Raw genomic sequence first — 18,644 nt, 5'->3', positions numbered from 1 at the left:
CTCGCCATCGGCGCACACCGCCTCGCCGGACGCACCGCCATCACCGAAGCCACCCGCTGGGCCGGACGCGCCATGCACCGCCCGTTCGACCTCCTCGGACTCCCGCACGGATCTTGAAATAGCCGTGAGTCGAGGGGGCTCCGGGGGATGACGCGTGGACGATTCCTGATGCCGGCCGCCTCCTGCGCGGGGCCGGCATCAGCGTGGGTCGGCCGGTGCAGCTGATCTTGACAGCGGCTGCCGCGTGATGGGCGTATGTCTTGGTCGTGCCCGTCCAGTCGAATCCGCGGTCATGGAGTTCGACCGCGATCTTCAGGTTGACCGGGAAGGTGCCGGCCGACACCCAGTGACCGCGTTGCTGGACGTGGTTGATCGTGAAAGCGGCGGTCTGGTTGGCGCTCTTGGCGTCGAAGGCCCGGTAGACCGTGTAATAGCTGGGGGCGCCGCCCACCATCTGCACGCTGGTATCAGCCGGAATGCCACCGACACCGCACCGGTCTGCGGGGCCGCCGCCGGATCGGGAACCGGCTCCGGCTCCGCGACGGGTTCCGCCGCAACGACCTGCTCCGGCTCCGCGACCACTTCCGCGACTGCTTCCCCGACCACTTCCGCGACCACTTCCGCGACTGCTTCCCCGACCGGCGGCGCACTCGCGACGACCGTCTTGGCCGGGCCGGTCAGCTGTTCCGGGCCGACCCGCATCGCCACCGGGGCGGCGGGATTGAGGTAGAGATCGTGCCCGGCAGGGAGCCGTTCCAGGACCGCCCGGGTCGGCAGCCGCTGCGAGGACAGCGCGCCTGCGGAGGCCAGGTGAATCCGGGACGTGTGGGCCGGGACCACCGCGCTTCCGTCCGGCGTGCAAGCGGTCACCAGCTCACCGTCGGCGTGTACGAGTACGGCCAACTCGGCTTCCGCCAGGGCCTCCCAGATGCCGTCGAGTGGTCCGTATCCGGTGGCGGCCAACTGCATCGCGTCGTCGACCGGATCGGTCGGCTCGTCCCAGCCGAGCATGCCGGGGGAGGGGCGGTAGTCCCGGTTCTCCTGCCATTCGACGATCTCGCCCCGCTCGTCGGAGCGCCACTGCCCGATCACCGCCCACTGCGGCGGTGAGTCGGAGCCGTGCCATGCCGGGTCCGCCATGCCCAGGGCGCGGGCCAGGTTCAGTCCGATCACCTCGGGGAACCCGTCGGCGCCGGTCCCGCCGGTGGAGACCGCGACATACGCGCCGTCGCCCACCACGACGAGCTGTCCGGCCTGCGGCTGGGGTGAGTGCGGGCCGTTGTAGGTGACGGCGCCGTCCGGGAGCAGCCGCCCGATCACCGTGCCGATCTCCAGCTCGTCGTGGGTTCCGGTGGCGTATGTCTCGGCGATCCAGGAGGAGTGCAGCCGGCCCGAGTCGTGTGCGGCTGTCAGCACCGCCTCCCAGAAGGTGACCTGGGTGGTGCCGTCGATCCGGGGCGCAGGACCTTCCGCACCGCTCCGGGCCCAGTGCCCGAAGTCCGGCTGGGTGCCGCCTCCGGAAGGCCCCGGCAGCATGGCACCGCCGGAGCCCGAGGCCTGCTGCATCGTCATCAGGACGTGCAGGCCCGCGATCCGGCCCGGATGCGTGAGATTGCCGGCGAGGTAGTGGCGCAACAGGGCCCCGGCTCCGGCGGGTCCACTGTGGTCCAGCGGCGGTCCCCCGTGTTCGGGCAGCAGGGGACCGGTCAGCACACGGTCGGAGAGCAGTTGCAGTACAGAGCGCACGTCCTGAGGGTGGTTGTCCCCTCCGAGGCCGACCGAGCCGGACAGGGCGCCGAGCCCGAGCGCGTGTGTCTGGTGCGGCAGGAGCGGCGTGGTCAGGGCCCGGCGGACGACGGCGAGTACGTCGGAGGCCGCTTCCGGCGAGACGCTGTTCATGAACGGCTCCCGGAGAATCCGCTCATGCGGAGTCAGCGTGCCGCGGATATCGAGGTTGATCTGGTTCTGGGCCAGCGCGTCCGCACGGGCGTTGAACAACTCCTGCGGCAGGGCGGTGCCGATGGTCTCCAACCGGTTGATGACGTCCAGGACATCGGACGGCCGGCGGTTGCCGGCGCCGGTGGCCGAGGTGAGGATCGCGCCGGAGGCCAGGTGGAAGGGCTGCTGTCTCATCTCCAGCTGGTGCTCCGAGAGCCGGCCGTCGAGCTGGTACGGGGTGGGTTGCGCGCCGCATACGTGTTCGTCGGGGAAACGCGTCCCGACGGCGACGAATTCGCGCAGCTCGTTCTCGGACAGAGGTGCCAGCCGCTGGTACCGGCCCGGGTTGTTGTCGTATGCGAAGCCCAGTCCCGCGCGGTGGGGGTGCTGCGGGTCGTCCGCCCACAGCTGGGCGGCGTACATCACCTCGTGCATCGAGTGGTGGCCGGTGGGCAGCAGCATCGCGAGCAGGAACGGGCGCATGTAGCGCAGGTCCAGATTCAGGTTCCATCGGTGGTTGGCGGCTTCGGCCGCGTTCAACAGGAACCAGGCGGTGCCCGATGTGCCGGTCTTGAGCAGGGCGCCGGTGCGCTGCGCGTCGGCGTGCGGAGAGTCCTCAAGGGTGAACGGAGGGTTTCCCTCCGGATGTTGGGGAGGCCGGAGCGCGATGATCGAATAGTGGTCACCGGACTTCCAGGTCTGTCCGCGGTTGGTGAAGATCCATTCGCGGTGACTCAGCGGGGGGACGAACTCGCGCGGAACGTGCCGGGGCGGGGCGGAGGGAGTCTCCCGCCAGGCCCGCTCGGCCTGGATCGTTGGTGGGTAGTGGACGGTGGTGCCGAGCAACGCCGCGATATGGAAGGTGCGCTGGGCGTTCCACAGGAACGTCGTCTGCTCGCGGAAGTTGCCTTCGTAGGCCACCTGCCGGAGTGTCTCGAAGTCTCCGCCCACCGACCCCGGGACGGGTTGCTGGTGGGTGCCGAAGAACCGTCGGGGATGGGGATCGCCCGGCCTGGCCGGACCGGGGGTGTTCTCCCACGCGGCGCGGGCGGGCTCGGCCGCGAGCAGCTGGACCCCTGGGGGTGTTGGGCCAGGTAATCGCCGAGCCTGCGCTCGTACACCTCGGCCGCCTGCTGGAACCGGATACGTTGCAGGCTGTGTTCCAGGCGCTCGTCCGGCAGGTCTCCGCCATCGGCGTTCCAGGTCACGGAACCGTGCTCCCTGACACTGCCGCCCATCCCGTCCTGGGGCCGGCGGGGAGCCGGATGCGCCGGAGGAGTGACCGGCCCGCTCTCGCCCGTGGGCCTGACGACGATCCAGCTGCCGCGTTCTCCGGTGGCGGGGTCGTGGCGCAGGGCGAAGGCGCCCCGGTGGCCGTCCTCCCCTGTGGCATGGCCGACAGCGGTGGTGGGCGCGTAGACCGTTCGGCCGGTGACGCGGGCGACATCCGCGGCGACGCCGCCGGAGGTTCCCTCTCCGGTGAAGCAGGACATCAGCACGATCGAACCGGTGCCCCCGGGGTCGACCCGCCTGATGAGGTCGCCGACCCGGTTCCCGTCCGACGCCACGGGTGCGGAGCCGTGATCACTGTGCAGTTGGACGCCGGACCGGGTGCCGTGCGCGTCGAAGAAGAAGACCATGCGTTCCACGTGGCCGGGTTCGGCGCCGGACCGCTCGGAGTCCCAGGGCGCGTCGCGCAGGCCGGCGTGCGTGCCGTCCCCGGGCAGCCCGTGGTCGCCGAACCGCTGGTGCTGGGTCTGCCACCACTGGACGAACGGTGACGCCGGGTCGTGCAGGCTGTCGAGGAAGACCCGGTTCTGTTCGTGCAGGGCGGAGAGGAAGGCCGGATCGTGCACGGCCAACCGTTCGAAGACCGAGTCGTACAGGCAATCTCCGTACGGGTCCGGATAACTGGAGTTCACGCGGGTTCATTGACGCTTCTCGTACGGGGAACTGCGCAAGTGGGGAGGTGGGAGCCTCCTTGCCGACTGTCACTCGTCCGTGTCGAGTTTCCCAAGTTGCGGGCAGATTCTGCGAGTTTGGCCAGTAACTTGCGGGGCTATGCGGGATTCGGGAAGTCGCCGCCGTCTGACGCTGCTCACCGGGCAGCCGGAGGATGGCGGCGAACAAGGCTCCGGCGGGCCGGAGGGCAGCGGCCTGGCCGATGTCCAGGTGTTGCAGCGGCGGGCCGCTGCACAGAACGATGCCGTCGATGAGCAGGGCTTCTACCTGGACACGGTGTCCGAGTATCTGTGGGCCCGGGACGTTGCCGGACTCGCGCCCACCACCTTGGAGAAGCTGGTCCGGCCGGTGATGGAGCTGTGCTCCTTCTATGACCTGGTGCCGTGGCGGCTCACGCCGCGACACGTGGACCGGTTCTACGCCGGGCAAGAGCGCCGGCGGGCCCGCTCGACGGTGCGGAGCAAGCTGGTCAAGGTCGACAGCTACTTCGCGTTCCTGGAACAGCGGTATGCCGGGGAGATCGCCCGGAGGTTCGGCGCGACGGTCGAATCGCCGGTCGACAGTTTCAACAGGCCCGTCCACCGTGGGGACTTCGGACTGAGGATTCCCCCGTCGCAACGAGCGCTGACGGAGTGCTTCACCCAGTGGCGCGCATCGCTCCCCGCGGCGCGCAAGTACCAGGTGGCCGTACGCGATTACGTGATGGCCAAGCTCGCCTACATCTCCGGGGTCCGCGCCAGCGAGTTGTGCGCGGTCCGGCTCGGGGACATCCACTGGGAGCTGGGGCAGTGGGGCCGGTTCGTCGTCCAGGGCAAGGGGGCCGGCGGCTCGGGCAAGCGCGAGCGGCAGGCATACCTGTTCGCGGAGGGACGCGAACTGCTGTGGTGGTACATCGAGGAGATCCGCGGCTCGTTCAGTGACGACGCCTCGGATCCGGCCGCACCGCTGTTCCCTTCCGAAAGGCGGCCGCGGGCGCTGGCTGCCGTGGACATCGCCGTGGGCATGCCGGTGAAAGCCGACGCGTTCCGCAAGGCGCTCAGGACCGCTGGCGAGCTCTACCTCCCCGGGCCGGTGACCTGCTTAATTCCCCATCTGCTGAGGCATGCGCGGGCGACTCATCTCTATGAGAGCGGCATGGCTCTCTGGGACGTCCAGAAGGTCCTTGGCCATATCTGGGCCAGCACCACGGTCGGCTATCTCTCGACCGTCCAGGCGGACCCGGAGCTAGCCAGCCTGCAGTCCGCACGCCGGGCGGTCCGCCGACTGAGCATGGAGGCATGAACGATGAAGTGGAATCTGCGGATGGTCGCGGCGCAGCGCGACATCTGGCGGCCGACCCAGCTCCAGACCGTGCTCGCCGAGGTGGGGTTCACTCCCTCCCTCAGCAAGGTCGCCGCATTGTGGAGCGGCAAGCCGGTCACGGTCCGGCTGGAGGACCTGGACAAGATCTGCGCGGCGTTGGACTGCACCGTTGCTGACCTTATGCAGGCCGAGCCGGAGTCGTATCTGGCTTCCCGTGAGCAGGGCGAACGCCGGGTGGTCGGCGCTCGGCACGATCACGGGACCGCTGTCCGGCCGGTCCCGGGCGGCGGCCGTGGGCTCCGCGGCCTTCCGCCCAACTGAACTGCGGACGATATGCATTGGCGTCAGCAAGTCTTCCGCTTCGGCCCTGAACTGCCAGTTCCCCGCTGGCGCCCCTGGACGCCGGGACCAAGCTCGAAGGTCGTGCGTGATGACCTCAGAGTCTGTCCCCCGCAGGTTCCCGGCCAGCTGTCCTGGCCGCCTTTGCCCCGGACACTGACGACGGACCACGCGAAGCGAATCGCGGACCGCCCACTCCCGGAGATGCCAGCGGTTGCCGCGGCCGTCGACCAGATGGCTGCTGAACGGCATCTGAGCGAGGCGTGGAAGTGGTTCGCACTTCACATGGCCCGTCTCGCGCTCGCCAGCCGGGATCCGGACCAGTATTTGGTGCGCGAGCAGGACATAGCCCAACTCCCCACCATGCGTGGCCCATTGGTGGAGTTGTTCCGCCGCACGGGGCTGTTGCGGCACCAGCCGAATCGGTGGCATCTGGCGCTGCATCCTCATCTTCCCGCCGTCAGCTGCCAGCACTGTCTGTCCTGGTCCGGCACCACATCGAGATTGTGTTCTGCCTGCAAGAACTGGCGGCGATTCGCCGACACCGGTGAGTGCCGACGCTGCCATCGCGTCCTTCCGGTGTCCCTGGGGCGCTGCCGCCGCTGCCGTGTCGTCCAGCTGGAGCAGACCTTGGGCGATGCCCCTGTCCCAGACCAGCTCTGGTTCGGCGGCGAGATCGACATCTACGCGAACAAGACCGGCCGCGACCTCAACACCGCACGAGAGCGTCAGGCCCGCCAGGCCAGGGAAGCCCACCGCTACTGGCCCGAGCACCTGATCGATCCTGACCAGCTCGAACTCTTCCCCGCCCCGGAACGGAACTGGAAAGCGGTCCCAGACCCCGGATTGTTGAAGATCAGCCCCGCGGCACAGGCGATCGTCGACGAACTCGACCACCTCGCCCGAGCCCAGTCGTGGAACTCCGCAACCCGCAAGAAGAGCCTTCGCACCCTCCGGGTGCTGCTGGGCTGGCTCGGCACCCAGACCCCGATCCTCGAACGCGACGTCTACGGGGTGGGCCGCATGACTCCGTACTACAACTCCGTCCGTGTCGCCGGGTTCCTCCAGACCAAGGGCCTGCTGGTCCCGGACTCACAAGCGATCGGAGCCGACGAAGCATCCGTTCAGCGGTGGACAGCGCAAGCGCCGCCGCAGTTCCAGGCAGACCTCCGGGCCTGGGTGGCCGTGCTCCGTGGCAACGGCAAACGGCCCTCCCCGCCGATGCCCTGGAACACGATCCGCGGCTACATGCTCCACGTCGCGGCCGTCCTGGATACCTGGGACCACCTCACCTCACTCAACGAAGCCACAGAGAAGGAGGTGAAGACGGCCGCCGTCAACTACTCCTACTTCACAGGGCTGCGGTCGCTCTTCAGAGCCTTGCGGCGCGAGCGCCGCATCTTCCGCGACCCAGCCCGAAACGTGCACCTCAAGGCCCCCGTCAGAGTCCCCCGGGCCATCCCGTCGGACCGGCTCAGGGGGCTCTTGGACCAAGTCCCCGGCGCCAAGGACAAACTCGCCCCCGTCCTGATCGCTGTCTATGCCGTCCGCCCCAAGCAGGTCGCCGAGATCCGGCTGGACGATCTCAACCGATCGACCGCACGCCTGAGGATCCGCAGACCGAACCGGCTCGACCACGAGGTCTGCCTGGATGAGTTCGCCCTCCGGCTCGTCAAAGACTGGCTGGTCGAGCGTCACCATCGGTGGCCACACAGCACCAACCCCTACTTGATCGTCAGCCCCATCACGGTCATGCACGTCGATCAGCCCGCGGTCGGCATCTCCAACTTCCACACGCTCCGCGACCGGATCGGGATCAACGCCACACAGCTCCGGCAAGACCGGCTCCTCGACGAGGCCCGCGAGACCGCGGACCCGATCCGGCTGATGCGTCTGTTCGGAATCACCTCTCACACCGCGATCCACTACGTCCGCGCCGCCCACCCCGAGTACTTCGCCATCGACCCGACTCAGGCATGACGGGATGCTGTCTATTCTGCTCCGTTGCTGTTCAAGGCTGTGATTACGTGATCCAACTCATTCGGCATCACAGCAACAAGAAGGGGCCCCTCGGGAGAGGTGCACTCAACGATCCTGGACCCACCGTTGATCTTCATCGCCTCGCGCAGCGACGGTGAACGCACGCTGACCCGCTGCAACCCTTCCGGAAGAGATACTGCCGCGCCGGCCTTGGTCCGGGGCTCCCAGGCCATTCCGGAGGGACCTATCAGCAGCCGCCCACGAAGCCATCGTCCTTCCAGCGCAGGGTGCCGGAGCAGGCAGGGAACTTTGATCACATTTCCCTGAGTAGCACTGTTAGCACGTTGCTTCACTTTGCGCCGGAACAGCCACGCCGTCAGCCCCGCCGCTGCCAGGACAACCACTAGCTCGATCACTGGAGCATTCAAGCAGCGCTGAACCTGCGTGCCCAGCCCTGCGAATGCTCGCCACTACCAGCGGGTTCGCTTCCCGCCGACCTTCAGAATCCGCGAACCCGCTGGTTTCCGCCTACGAGCAGTGGTCTCCCCCTGCCTCTACCGTGACCCGGCGGAGGTTGAGAGGCCGGGGTTCCAAGACATGGCCGGGCGCCTCGCGCGGTGTGCCCTCCGGCGCCGGGGCGGATTCGGGCGTGCTGAGTTCCGGCTTGCGGGCAGCGTCCGGCGTAGCGGCGGTCCAGGGTGTGGGTGGCGCCGTAGGCCGAACTGGCTTACGCGAGGCTTTCGTTGGAGCGGTAGGCGAGCAGCGTGCCGGATCCGGTGTCCACCGCCAGTGGCCCCCGGCGCGCGTACGGGCCGGCGACAAGCTGCTGGTTGGCTCCCCAGGTGAGTGTGGAGAGGGTCAGCGTGTTGCGGGAGATGGACCAGCCGCCCCTCTCGGTGGAGCTCCAGAAAAGCTCGATGTCGGCGGAGGGAGTGAGCAGCGCGGCGGGCTGCCGGTCGTGGTAGCCGCCGGTGCCCGTCTTGGGCAGCGCGCGGACCGGGGACCAGTCGGCGGCGGCCGGGTCCAGTCCCTGCTTGACCCGGTGGACCACGCTCCACCGGGTCTGCCCGGCCGGTCCGCAGGGCTCGTGGCGCGCCCAGAACAGCCACAACCGCTGGGTCGTGCTCGATGGGTGGAACAGCACGTACAGGTCGTCCTCGACGCGTGGGTCCTGACCGCCGTCCAGGGGCGGGGTCTGGGGGACGGCCAGCTGCCAGGAGGTGCCGTCGTGGCGGTTGTACCGCAGCTGCCAGGCATCGCCCGACATCTCCAGCCAGAACAGCCACACGCCTCCGGCGTTGTCCGCGACCGCGGTCGGCGTGCGCCGCTCGGCGGCCGGGTCGCCGAATACGGCCGGCGCCGTCCAGGACGTGCCGGTGCGGGTGGCGAACGAGATGCGCCATCTGCGGTCGGCCGGGGGCTGAGCCGGGTCGTAGCTCTGCCAGAACAGCCAGAGCCGGTTCGGCTGCAGGGCCGCGCAGGGGTGTTTGTCGATGCCCGGCTGGTCCACGGACCACCTGGCCGGACGCGCCGGACCCGTGCGAGCGCATCCGGCGCTTCATCGCGTCACTGACGGCGCGAACACGCGACGGCAAGCCGCTCCGTTCGTGATACCGGGCCACCCGTCCCGGCCAACCGGCACTCGCCCCTGCCCGTTCCCCCGCCGCGGTCGGCGAAGGGAACGGTTGGGTTCGTGGGTTCGTGGGTTCGTGGAGTCCTGGGGTCTCGGCGATCGCGTGACGAGACGTCAGGCGTCGCCCTCCAGGTTCCCTTCCGTCTCCAGGTAGACCTGGCGCAGCGCGTCGAGCACCGCCGGGTCGGGCTTGGCCCACATCCCGCGCGACTCGGCCTCCAGAAGTCGTTCCGCGATGCCGTGGAGGGCCCAGGGGTTGGCCTTCTGGAGGAACTCCCGGTTCACCGGGTCGAGCACATACGTCTCGGTCAGCTTGTCGTACATCCAGTCGGCGATCACGCCCGTGGTGGCGTCGTACCCGAAGAGGTAGTCGACGGTCGCGGCGAGTTCGAAGGCGCCCTTGTATCCGTGGCGACGCATCGCCTCGATCCACTTGGGGTTGACCACGCGGGCGCGGAAGACGCGGGAGGTCTCCTCGACGAGGGTGCGGGTGCGGACCGTCTCGGGGCGGGTGGAGTCGCCGATGTACGCCTCGGGGGCGGTGCCCCGCAGGGCGCGGACGGTGGCGACCATGCCGCCGTGGTACTGGAAGTAGTCGTCGGAGTCCGCGATGTCGTGCTCGCGGGTATCGGTGTTCTTCGCGGCGACGGTGATCCGCTTGTACGCGGTCTCCATCTCGGCCCGGGCCGGTCGTCCGTCCAGTTCCCGGCCGTACGCGTAGCCGCCCCATACCGTGTAGACCTCGGCGAGGTCGGCGTCGGTGCGCCAGTTGCGGCTGTCGATGAGCTGCAGGATTCCCGCTCCGTACGTGCCGGGCCGGGAGCCGAAGATGCGGGTGGTGGCCCGGCGTTCGTCACCGTGTTCGGCCACATCGGCCGATACGTGGGCGCGTACGAAGTTCTGGTCCGCGGGTTCGTCGAGGGAGGCCGCGAGGCGTACCGCGTCGTCGAGCAGGCCGATGGTGTGCGGGAAGGCGTCCCGGAAGAATCCGGAGATGCGCAGGGTGACATCGACACGGGGGCGGCCCAGCTGGGCGAGCGGGATCGGCTCCAGGCCGGTGACGCGGCGCGAGGCGTCGTCCCAGACCGGGCGGATGCCGAGCAGGGCCAGCGCCTCGGCGACATCGTCGCCGGAGGTGCGCATCGCGCTGGTCCCCCACAGGGACAGGCCGACGGAGGTGGGCCAGTCGCCGTTGTCGGTGCGGTAGCGCTCCAGGAGGGAGTCGGCGAGCAACTGGCCCGTCTCCCAGGCGAGCCGGGAAGGAATGGCCTTGGGGTCGACCGAGTAGAAGTTACGACCGGTCGGCAGGACGTTGACCAGGCCGCGCAGCGGCGAACCGGACGGACCGGCCGGAACGAAGCCGCCGTTCAGCGCGTGGAGTGCGTGGGTGAGTTCGTCGGTGGTGGCGGCGAGGCGCGGGATGACCTCGCGGGCCGCGAAATCGAGAATGTCGGCGACCGGTTGAGGGTGGCCCGCGGCTATGGACGGGACTGCGGACGCTGCCCAGTCGGCCGCTTCCATGGCCTCGACCAGGGCGCGCGCCTGCTCCTCGGCCGCGTCGGCCGTGGTGCGCGTGGCGCTGGACTCGTCGAGGCCGAGAGCCTCGCGCAGACCCGGCAGCGAAGCCGTGCCACCCCAGATCTGACGGGCGCGCAGGATGGCGAGGACGAGGTTGACGCGGTCGGGGCCTGCAGGAGGGGAACCCAGTACGTGCAGGCCGTCGCGGATCTGGGCGTCCTTGACCTCGCACAGCCAGCCGTCGACATGAAGGATGAGGTCGTCGAAGCCCTCGTCGTCCGGCCGGTCCTCGAGACCCAGGTCGTGGTCGAGTTTGGCGGCCTGGATGAGGGTCCAGATCTGGGCGCGGATGGCGGGGAGTTTCGCCGGGTCCATCGAGGCGATCTGGGCGTGCTCGTCGAGGAGCTGCTCCAGGCGCGCGATGTCGCCGTAGGAGTCGGCGCGGGCCATCGGCGGGACCAGATGGTCGACGAGGGTGGCGTGGACGCGGCGCTTGGCCTGCGTTCCCTCACCCGGGTCGTTCACCAGGAACGGGTAGATGAGCGGCAGGTCGCCGAGGGCCGCGTCCGGACCGCACGCGGCGGACAGGCCCGCGTTCTTGCCGGGCAGCCATTCCAGGTTGCCGTGCTTGCCCAGGTGGATCATGGCGTCGGCGCCGAACCCGCCGTCCGAGGCGGCGGCGGAGATCCAGCGGTAGGCGGCCAAGTAGTGGTGCGAGGGCGGCAGGTCGGGGTCGTGGTAGATCGCGATCGGGTTCTCGCCGAATCCGCGGGGCGGCTGGATGAGGATCAGCAGATTGCCGCGGCGCAGGGCGGCGAGGACGATGTCGCCCTCCGGGTTGCGGCTGCGGTCCAGGAACATCTCTCCCGGGGCCGGCCCCCAGTGCTCCTCGACCCGCTCGCGCAGCCGGGCCGGGAGGGTGTCGTACCAGCGCCGGTAGTCGGCGGCCGGAATACGGACCGGGTTACGGGCGAGCTGCTCCTCGGTGAGCCACTCCTGGTCATGGCCGCCCGCTTCGATCAGCGCGCGGATCAGCTCGTCGCCGTCCCCGGAGGCGAGGCCGGGGACTTCCTCCGGGCCGAAGTCGTAGCCCTCGCCCTGGAGTCGGCGGAGCAGGGCGATGGCGCTTGCGGGGGTGTCCAGGCCGACGGCGTTACCGATCCGGGAGTGTTTGGTCGGGTACGCGGACAGGACCAGGGCGAGGCGTTTGTCGGCGGGGGCGATGTGCCGGAGGCGGGCGTGGCGTACGGCGATTCCGGCGACGCGGGCGGCCCGCTCGGGGTCGGCGACGTACGCCGGCAGGCCGTCCTCGTCGATCTCCTTGAAGGAGAACGGCACGGTGATCAGCCGGCCGTCGAACTCCGGCACCGCGATCTGGCTGGCCGCGTCCAGCGGCGAGACGCCCTCGTCGTTGTCCTCCCAGGCCGCCCGCGAGCCGGTGAGGCACAGCGCCTGGAGGATCGGGACGTCCAGGCCGGTGAGCGCGCCCGCGTCCCAGGCCTCGTCGTCACCGCCCGCGGACGCCTCGGCGGGCTTGGTGCCGCCTGCGGCCAGGACGGTGGTCACGATCGCGTCGGCGGCGCGCAGCGCGTCGATCAGCTCCGGCTCGGGGGCGCGCAGCGAGGCGACGAACAGCGGCAGCGCGCGGCCTCCCGCATCCTCGACGGCCCGGCACAGGGCGTCGACGAAGGCGGTGTTGCCGCTCATGTGGTGGGCGCGGTAGTAGAGCACCGCGATCGTCGGACCGCCGTTGACTCGCGCGCGGTCCTGCTCGGTGCGTTCCAGCGGGCCCCAGGCGGGGGCGGGCGCAGGTGGTTCGAAGCCGTGGCCGGTGAGCAGCACGGTGTCGGAGAGGAAGCGGGCGAGCTGCTCCAGGTTGGCGGGGCCGCCGTGCGCCAGGTAGGCGTGGGCTTCGGCGGCGATGCCCATCGGGACGGTCGACGCTTCCATCAGCTGTGCGTCGGGGGCCTGTTCACCGGTGAGGACGACGACCGGGCGGCCGTCCGCCAGCAGCAGGTCCAGGCCCTCCTGCCAGGCTCGGATACCGCCCAGGAGGCGTACGACGACCAGGTCGACACCCTCCAGGAGGGCAGGCAGTTCGGCGAGTTCGAGGCGGGCGGGATTGGCGAATCGGTACGCCACCGGGCCGCTCGCAGCACGGGCGCTGAGCAGGTCGGTGTCGGACGTCGACAGGAGCAGATGCATGCGGCGTCTGGCCTTCCTCGGGGTGTCCGCGCCCCGGGCGGTGTCGGACGGCGGGAGTTCCTGACTCGCCCGGCTCGGTGGCCGGGTTCACAGTGGCGGGACCGCGCCGGATTCGCACCGGGCTTCCTCCCCTGTTGCCGTCGCTGGCATTGACGGGCCGGTCGGCCCGTCGAGGAGCATAGTAAGGGCCGTAGAGATGATGCGGGGCATACGTCTTGTGTGATGGTCGGTATGCTCGCCGCCATGCCCATGCCCTCCGCCCCACTCCCGCGACGGGAGGGGTCTGCCCAGCGTGACCGCGGTGACGCATGCCCCGGCAGCCTGCGGCTGCACGCGGCGGACGACGGCGCGCTCGCGCGGATCAGGATTCCCGCCGGCGTGCTGACCGCGCGCCAGGCCCAGTTGCTGGCGGATGCCGCGGAGCGGCTGGGGGACGGATCCCTGCATCTCACCTCCCGCGGCAATGTGCAGCTGCGCGGACTGGACGCGGGCTGCGGCCAGCAACTCGCGGACGCTCTCGCGGGGGCGGGGCTGCTGCCCTCGCCCCGGCATGAGCGGGTGCGGAACATCGTCGCTTCCCCGCTCTCCGGACTCGACCTTCGGGGAACCGCCGATGTGCAACCGTGGGTCCGCCGGCTGGACGGTCTGCTGTGCGCAAGCGAAGCGGCGGCCGCGCTGTCCGGGCGCTTCCTGTTCGCGCTCGACGACGGCCGCGGTGATGTGGCGGCACTGGGCGCCGATGTGACCTTGGTCGCAGCGCCGGACTCCCGCGCGTTGTTGTGGATCGGCGCGGCCGGTGAGGCGATCGGTGTTCCCGCCGAGGACGCGGCCCGGTCCGCGCTCCTGACCGCCGAGGTCTTCCTCACGGCTGCCCGCGACGCCGGGGCCGACGGCAGTGGCGGCGGTGGCGGCGGTGCGTGGCGGGTGCGTGAGCTGCCCGGCGATCCGGACGTATTCGTCCGCGATGTCCTGCGACACCTCGCCGGCCGGGACATCAGGGCCGGACTCATGCGCCGGACCGAACCGCCCGGTCCCGTGGCCCTTCCGCCGGCGCCCGGCATCGTGGCGGGGCCCGACGGCCGCGTGGCGCTGTCCGCGATGGCGCCGCTGGGCCGGCTCACCGCCGCACAGTGGCGGCTGTTGACGGACACGGCGCTGCACGACGGCAGCGGCGGCCTGCGGCTGACGCCCTGGCGCGGTGTCGTCCTGCCAGGACTGACCCCGGGCAGCGCCGCCGAGCGGCTCGCGGAGCTGTCCGCGGCCGGGCTGATCACCGGCCCCGAATCGCCCTGGCACGGCGTGGGGGCCTGTATCGGACAGCCGGGCTGCGCCAAATCCCTGGCCGATGTGCGGGCCGACGCGGCGCAGGCACTCGGGACCGGGGGCGGGCTTCCCGTGTACTGGTCCGGCTGCGAGCGACGCTGCGGTCACCCGCACGGTGACTGGGTGGATGTGGTCGCGACCACCGACGGCTACGACATCTCCCTGCGCGGGGAGCGGCTGCACACAGCCGTGACCGTGCCCTCAGAGTTCGCCGCCGCCGTGGCGGCAGCGCGCACAACGACCGTGACGCAGTGACGAAATGAGCGAGTGCACAGTGTTCGACTACGAGAAGGACGGCGCGGCGATCTACCGTCAGTCCTTTGCCACCATCCGTGCCGAGGCGGACCTCGCGGGGCTCCCCGCCGACGTCAGCCAGGTCGCGGTCCGGATGATCCACGCCTGCGGCATGGTCGACCTGGTACGTGACCTCGCCTACACCCCGGACGTGGTGGCCCGCGCCCGCGAGGCGCTGCGCTCCGGCGCTCCCCTCCTGTGCGATGTCGCGATGGTCGCCAGCGGAGTGACCCGCAAGCGGCTGCCCGCCGGCAACGAGGTGGTGTGCACGCTGTCCGACCCGTCGGTGATCGACCTCGCGGCGAAGCTCGGCACCACCCGCAGCGCCGCCGCGCTGGAGCTGTGGCGCGACCGTATGGAGGGCGCGGTGGTGGCCGTCGGCAACGCGCCCACCGCGCTCTTCCGGCTGCTGGAGATGATCAGGGAAGGCGCGCCGCGCCCGGCAGCGGTCATCGGCGTCCCGGTCGGCTTCGTCGGTGCCGCCGAGTCCAAGGACGCGCTCGTCGAGGACGCCTCAGGTCTGGAGTACCTGGTGATACGGGGACGGCGCGGGGGCAGCGCCATCGCCGCGGCAGCGATCAACGCCATCGCGAGCGAGGAAGAATGAGCAAGGGCATGAGCGAGCAGGGTTTGGACGAGCACAGCACCGGCCGGCTGTACGGAGTCGGCCTCGGCCCCGGCGACCCGTCGCTGATGACGCTGCGCGCGGTGGAGATCATCGCCGAAGCCGATGTGATCGCTTACCACAGCGCACGGCACGGCCGGTCCATAGCCCGGTCCATCGCCGCGAAGCACATCCGCCCCGACCACATCGAGGAGGCGCTGGTCTACCCGGTCACCACCGAGACCACCGACCACCCCGACGGATACCGGGGCGCGATGGAGGAGTTCTACGCCGATGCGGCCGCGCTGCTGGCCGCGCATCTGGACGCCGGCCGCACCGTCGCGGTGATCGCCGAGGGCGACCCGCTCTTCTACGGCTCGTACATGCACATGCACAAGCGGCTGGCCGACCGATATCCGACCGAGGTGATCCCGGGTGTGACCTCGGTGAGCGCGGCGGCTGCCCGTCTGGGCGTCCCGCTCGTCGAGGGCGAGGAAGTGCTGACGATCCTGCCGGGCACCCTGCCGGAGGAGGAACTGACCGCGCGCCTGGCATCGACGGACTCGGCCGTGGTCATGAAGCTGGGCCGCACCTTCCCCGCCGTACGCCGCGCGGTCGAGCGCTCCGGACGGCTCGCGGAGGCCCGTTACGTCGAACGCGCCACGATGACCGGCGAGCGCACGGCCGAACTGGCCGAGGTGGAAGCGGATTCGGTGCCGTACTTCTCCGTGGCGGTGCTGCCCAGCCGGATCGGGGCACCCGCCGCGGTGCGCGAGCACGGTGATGTAGTGGTGGTCGGGACCGGCCCGGCAGGCCCACTGTGGCTCACACCCGAGACGCGCGGAGCACTGGCCGCCGCCGATGACCTGGTCGGCTACACCACGTATCTGAACCGCGTGCCCGAGCGCCCCGGCCAGCGCCGGCACGGCTCCGACAACAAAGTGGAGTCGGAGCGCGCCGAGTTCGCCCTGGATCTGGCGCGGCGCGGCCGGCGGGTCGCGGTGGTGTCCGGCGGCGACCCCGGTGTGTTCGCGATGGCCACCGCTGTTCTGGAGGTCGCCGCTCAGGACGTGTACAAGGATGTCCCGGTGCGGGTGCTGCCCGGGGTGACCGCCGCCAACGCGGCCGCCGCCCGGGTGGGTGCCCCGCTGGGCCACGACTATGCCACGATCTCGCTCTCCGACCGCCTCAAGCCGTGGGAGGTCATCGCGGAGCGGCTGCGCGCCGCCGCGGCGGCCGACCTGGTGCTCGCGCTGTACAACCCGGGCTCCCGCAGCCGGACGTGGCAGGTCGGCAAGGCCCGCGAGCTGCTGCTCGAACACCGCGCGCCGGACACCCCTGTGGTGCTGGGCCGGGACGTCGGGGGAGCGGAGGAGAGCGTACGTATCGTGCGGCTGGCCGACCTCGACCCGGCCGAGGTCGACATGCGCACGATCCTGATCGTCGGCTCGTCCCAGACCCGCACGATTCGGCGCGGTGACGGCGAGGAGATCGTCTGGACGCCGCGCCGCTATCCGGAGGACTGATTCACCGGGCGGCAGGACCGAATCGCACCGGGCGGCAGGCTCACCCGTTGAGACTGCCGCCCGGCACGGCGCGGTCCCGGATCCAGCGGACGGCCTCGTCGGTGTCATGGACCACGGGCACCTCTCCGGGGACGGCCGGCCGGCGGACGATCAGCACCGGCAAGCCCGCCTCGCGGGCGGCCGTGAGTTTGGGGGCGGTGGCCGCGCCTCCGCTGTCCTTGGTCACCACGACGTCGATGCGATGGCGGCGCAGCAGCTCGCGCTCGCCCTCGAGGGTGAAGGGCCCGCGGTCGAGCAGGGTCTCCATGCGGGGCGGGCGCGGTGCGTCGGGGGCGTCCACGGACCGTACGAGGAACCACAGGCCGTCGAGGCCGGCGAAGGCGGCGAGTCCCGTCCGCCCGGTGGTCAGGAAGACCCGCCGCCCCAGGGCCGGAAGTATCCCCGCGGCCTCCGCCAGGGAGGACGCCGCATGCCAGTCGTCGCCCGCTCCCGGCACCCAGCCGGGCCTGCGCAGAGCGAGCAGGGGAACATGGGCCGTGGCGGCGGCCGCGGCCGCGTTGTAACTGATCGTCTCGGCGAAAGGATGGGTGGCGTCGATGAGCGCGTCCACCTCGTGCTCGCACAGCCACTGCGCCAGCCCCACGGCTCCTCCGAAGCCGCCGATCCGGACCTCTCCGGGCGGCAGCACCGGCCGGGCGACCCGGCCGGCGAGCGAGCTGGTGACCCGGACCGCGGGATGCAGGGACTCGGCGAGACGGCGGGACTCGGTCGTGCCGCCGAGTATCAGTACGTGCATCGGGACCTTCCATGGCTGAGGCGCGCGGCGGGCGCGACGCCCAACTCAAGCACACCGGGCTGAGGCCCGGCTGGACCACCGGTGCCTGCGCGACGGCGTCCGCCACCGCCGCCTACACGGCGCTGCTGACCGGCGAGTTCCCCGACCCCGTGACGATCACCCTGCCCAAGGGGCAGACGCCGTCCTTCGCTCTGGCCATCGAGGAGCTGGCCGACGGGCGGGCCACCGCGGGCATCGTCAAGGACGCGGGCGACGACCCGGACGTCACCCATGGCGCCCTGGTCCGCGTGACCGTGCGGCGGCTGTCGCCGGGTTCTGGTGTGGTCTTCAAGGCCGGGCCCGGCGTCGGCACCGTCACCCTCCCCGGACTGCCGCTGGACGTCGGTGAGCCCGCGGTGAACCCGGTGCCGCGGCAGATGATGCGCGACCACATCGCACGCGTCGCCGAGCGCTACGGGGCCAGTGGTGACGCCGAGATCACCGTCTCCGTCGACCATGGTGAGGAGATCGCCCGCTCCACCTGGAATCCGCGGCTGGGCATCCTGGGCGGGCTGTCCATTCTGGGGACGACCGGCATCGTGGTGCCGTACTCCTGCTCCGCGTGGATCGACTCGATCCGCCGCGGGGTGGATGTCGCACGCGCGGCCGGGCTGACGCATGTGGCGGGCTGCACCGGTTCGACCTCGGAGAGGACCGTCGTCACCGAGTACGACCTGCCGGAGATCGCCCTCCTCGACATGGGCGACTTCGCGGGCGCGGTCCTCAAATACGTACGCCGCCATCCCGTGGACCGGCTCACCATCTGCGGTGGCTTCGCCAAACTCTCGAAACTGGCAGCCGGGCATCTCGACCTCCACTCCGCCCGTTCCCAGGTGGACAAGGGCTTTCTCGCCGGCCTGGCCCGCAGGGGCGGGGCGGACGAGGCACTGGCCGTCGACGTGGCGGAGGCCAACACGGGGTTGGCCGCGCTTCAGTTGTGCGCGGCGGCCGGGGTGCCGCTGGGTGACCTGGTGGCGGTGGCCGCCCGTGACGAGGCGCTGGCGGTGCTGCGCGGCGCGCCCGTCGCGGTCGACGTCGTGTGCATCGACCGCGCGGGCACGGTGGTGGGTCGCTCCTCAATCGCCGGAGGGGCTGAATTCCGCCGCTCCGGCGATTGAGGAGTGGGGGTCCGGGGGCCGGCCCCCGGTTCCGGGAAGAGGCGGGGTGGGGTGAGGCCCCGCGCAG

General features: G+C 70.8%; 12 protein-coding genes and 1 riboswitch. Of the genes, 7 read left to right on the top strand and 5 right to left on the bottom strand.

Features of this window, described 5'->3' with window-relative positions; translation table 11 throughout:
• Positions 1-312 precede the first annotated feature (312 nt).
• Both QMK24_RS25485 and QMK24_RS25480 read right to left on the bottom strand, forming a co-directional pair.
• Complete coding sequence (locus QMK24_RS25485; RefSeq protein WP_283469110.1) at positions 313-1,140, bottom strand: type VII secretion system-associated protein; 828 nt, start codon at positions 1,138-1,140, stop codon at positions 313-315.
• 1,532 nt (positions 1,141-2,672) lie between these two features.
• Positions 2,673-3,860, bottom strand: coding sequence for a DUF8616 domain-containing protein (locus QMK24_RS25480; RefSeq protein ID WP_283469105.1), 1,188 nt, complete (start codon positions 3,858-3,860; stop codon positions 2,673-2,675).
• 139 nt (positions 3,861-3,999) lie between these two features.
• On the opposite strand from QMK24_RS25480, the gene QMK24_RS25475 reads away from it, so the two are divergent.
• From QMK24_RS25475 to QMK24_RS25465, 3 genes are all read left to right on the top strand, one after another.
• Positions 4,000-5,181, top strand: a complete 1,182-nt coding sequence (locus tag QMK24_RS25475; RefSeq protein WP_283469104.1) for a tyrosine-type recombinase/integrase — start codon at positions 4,000-4,002, stop codon at positions 5,179-5,181.
• Positions 5,182-5,184: 3 nt separating this feature from the next.
• Complete coding sequence (locus tag QMK24_RS25470) at positions 5,185-5,523, top strand: helix-turn-helix domain-containing protein (RefSeq protein ID WP_283469103.1); 339 nt, start codon at positions 5,185-5,187, stop codon at positions 5,521-5,523.
• Between the two features lie 222 nt (positions 5,524-5,745).
• Positions 5,746-7,521, top strand: coding sequence for a site-specific integrase (locus tag QMK24_RS25465; RefSeq protein WP_283469102.1), 1,776 nt, complete (start codon positions 5,746-5,748; stop codon positions 7,519-7,521).
• A 727-nt stretch (positions 7,522-8,248) separates the two neighbouring features.
• Here QMK24_RS25465 and QMK24_RS25460 read toward each other — a convergent pair.
• Both QMK24_RS25460 and cobN read right to left on the bottom strand, forming a co-directional pair.
• Positions 8,249-9,031, bottom strand: coding sequence for a hypothetical protein (locus QMK24_RS25460; protein WP_283469101.1), 783 nt, complete (start codon positions 9,029-9,031; stop codon positions 8,249-8,251).
• 237 nt (positions 9,032-9,268) lie between these two features.
• Complete coding sequence (gene cobN / locus QMK24_RS25455) at positions 9,269-12,877, bottom strand: cobaltochelatase subunit CobN (RefSeq protein WP_283469100.1); 3,609 nt, start codon at positions 12,875-12,877, stop codon at positions 9,269-9,271.
• Positions 12,878-12,931: 54 nt separating this feature from the next.
• A riboswitch (cobalamin riboswitch) is annotated at positions 12,932-13,006 on the bottom strand.
• A 102-nt stretch (positions 13,007-13,108) separates the two neighbouring features.
• Between cobN and cobG the strand changes: the two genes are divergently transcribed.
• From cobG to QMK24_RS25440, 3 genes are read left to right on the top strand one after another with little or no spacing between them, the layout of a single operon-like run.
• Positions 13,109-14,455 (top strand): precorrin-3B synthase, encoded by a 1,347-nt coding sequence (gene cobG / locus QMK24_RS25450; RefSeq protein WP_283469109.1) that lies wholly within the window; start codon positions 13,109-13,111, stop codon positions 14,453-14,455.
• A gap of 4 nt (positions 14,456-14,459) precedes the next feature.
• Entirely contained in the window at positions 14,460-15,101 is a 642-nt protein-coding gene (locus QMK24_RS25445) for a precorrin-8X methylmutase (RefSeq protein ID WP_283469099.1), read from the top strand.
• Between the two features lie 8 nt (positions 15,102-15,109).
• On the top strand, positions 15,110-16,624 hold the full coding sequence (locus QMK24_RS25440; protein ID WP_283469098.1) for a precorrin-2 C(20)-methyltransferase: 1,515 nt from the start codon (positions 15,110-15,112) through the stop codon (positions 16,622-16,624).
• Between the two features lie 40 nt (positions 16,625-16,664).
• On the opposite strand, the gene QMK24_RS25435 is transcribed toward QMK24_RS25440, so the two are convergent.
• Positions 16,665-17,420 (bottom strand): cobalt-precorrin-6A reductase, encoded by a 756-nt coding sequence (locus QMK24_RS25435; RefSeq protein WP_283469097.1) that lies wholly within the window; start codon positions 17,418-17,420, stop codon positions 16,665-16,667.
• An 11-nt stretch (positions 17,421-17,431) separates the two neighbouring features.
• Between QMK24_RS25435 and QMK24_RS25430 the strand changes: the two genes are divergently transcribed.
• Positions 17,432-18,577 (top strand): cobalt-precorrin-5B (C(1))-methyltransferase, encoded by a 1,146-nt coding sequence (locus QMK24_RS25430; protein WP_283469096.1) that lies wholly within the window; start codon positions 17,432-17,434, stop codon positions 18,575-18,577.
• The last annotated feature ends 67 nt before the right edge of the window (positions 18,578-18,644 follow it).

This window comes from Streptomyces sp. PH10-H1 (genome assembly GCF_030063355.1).
Taxonomy (GTDB): Bacteria; Actinomycetota; Actinomycetes; order Streptomycetales; family Streptomycetaceae; genus Actinacidiphila.
The sequence above is the reverse complement of the archived record's forward strand: the minus strand, read 5'-3'. Positions and strand labels throughout refer to the sequence as shown.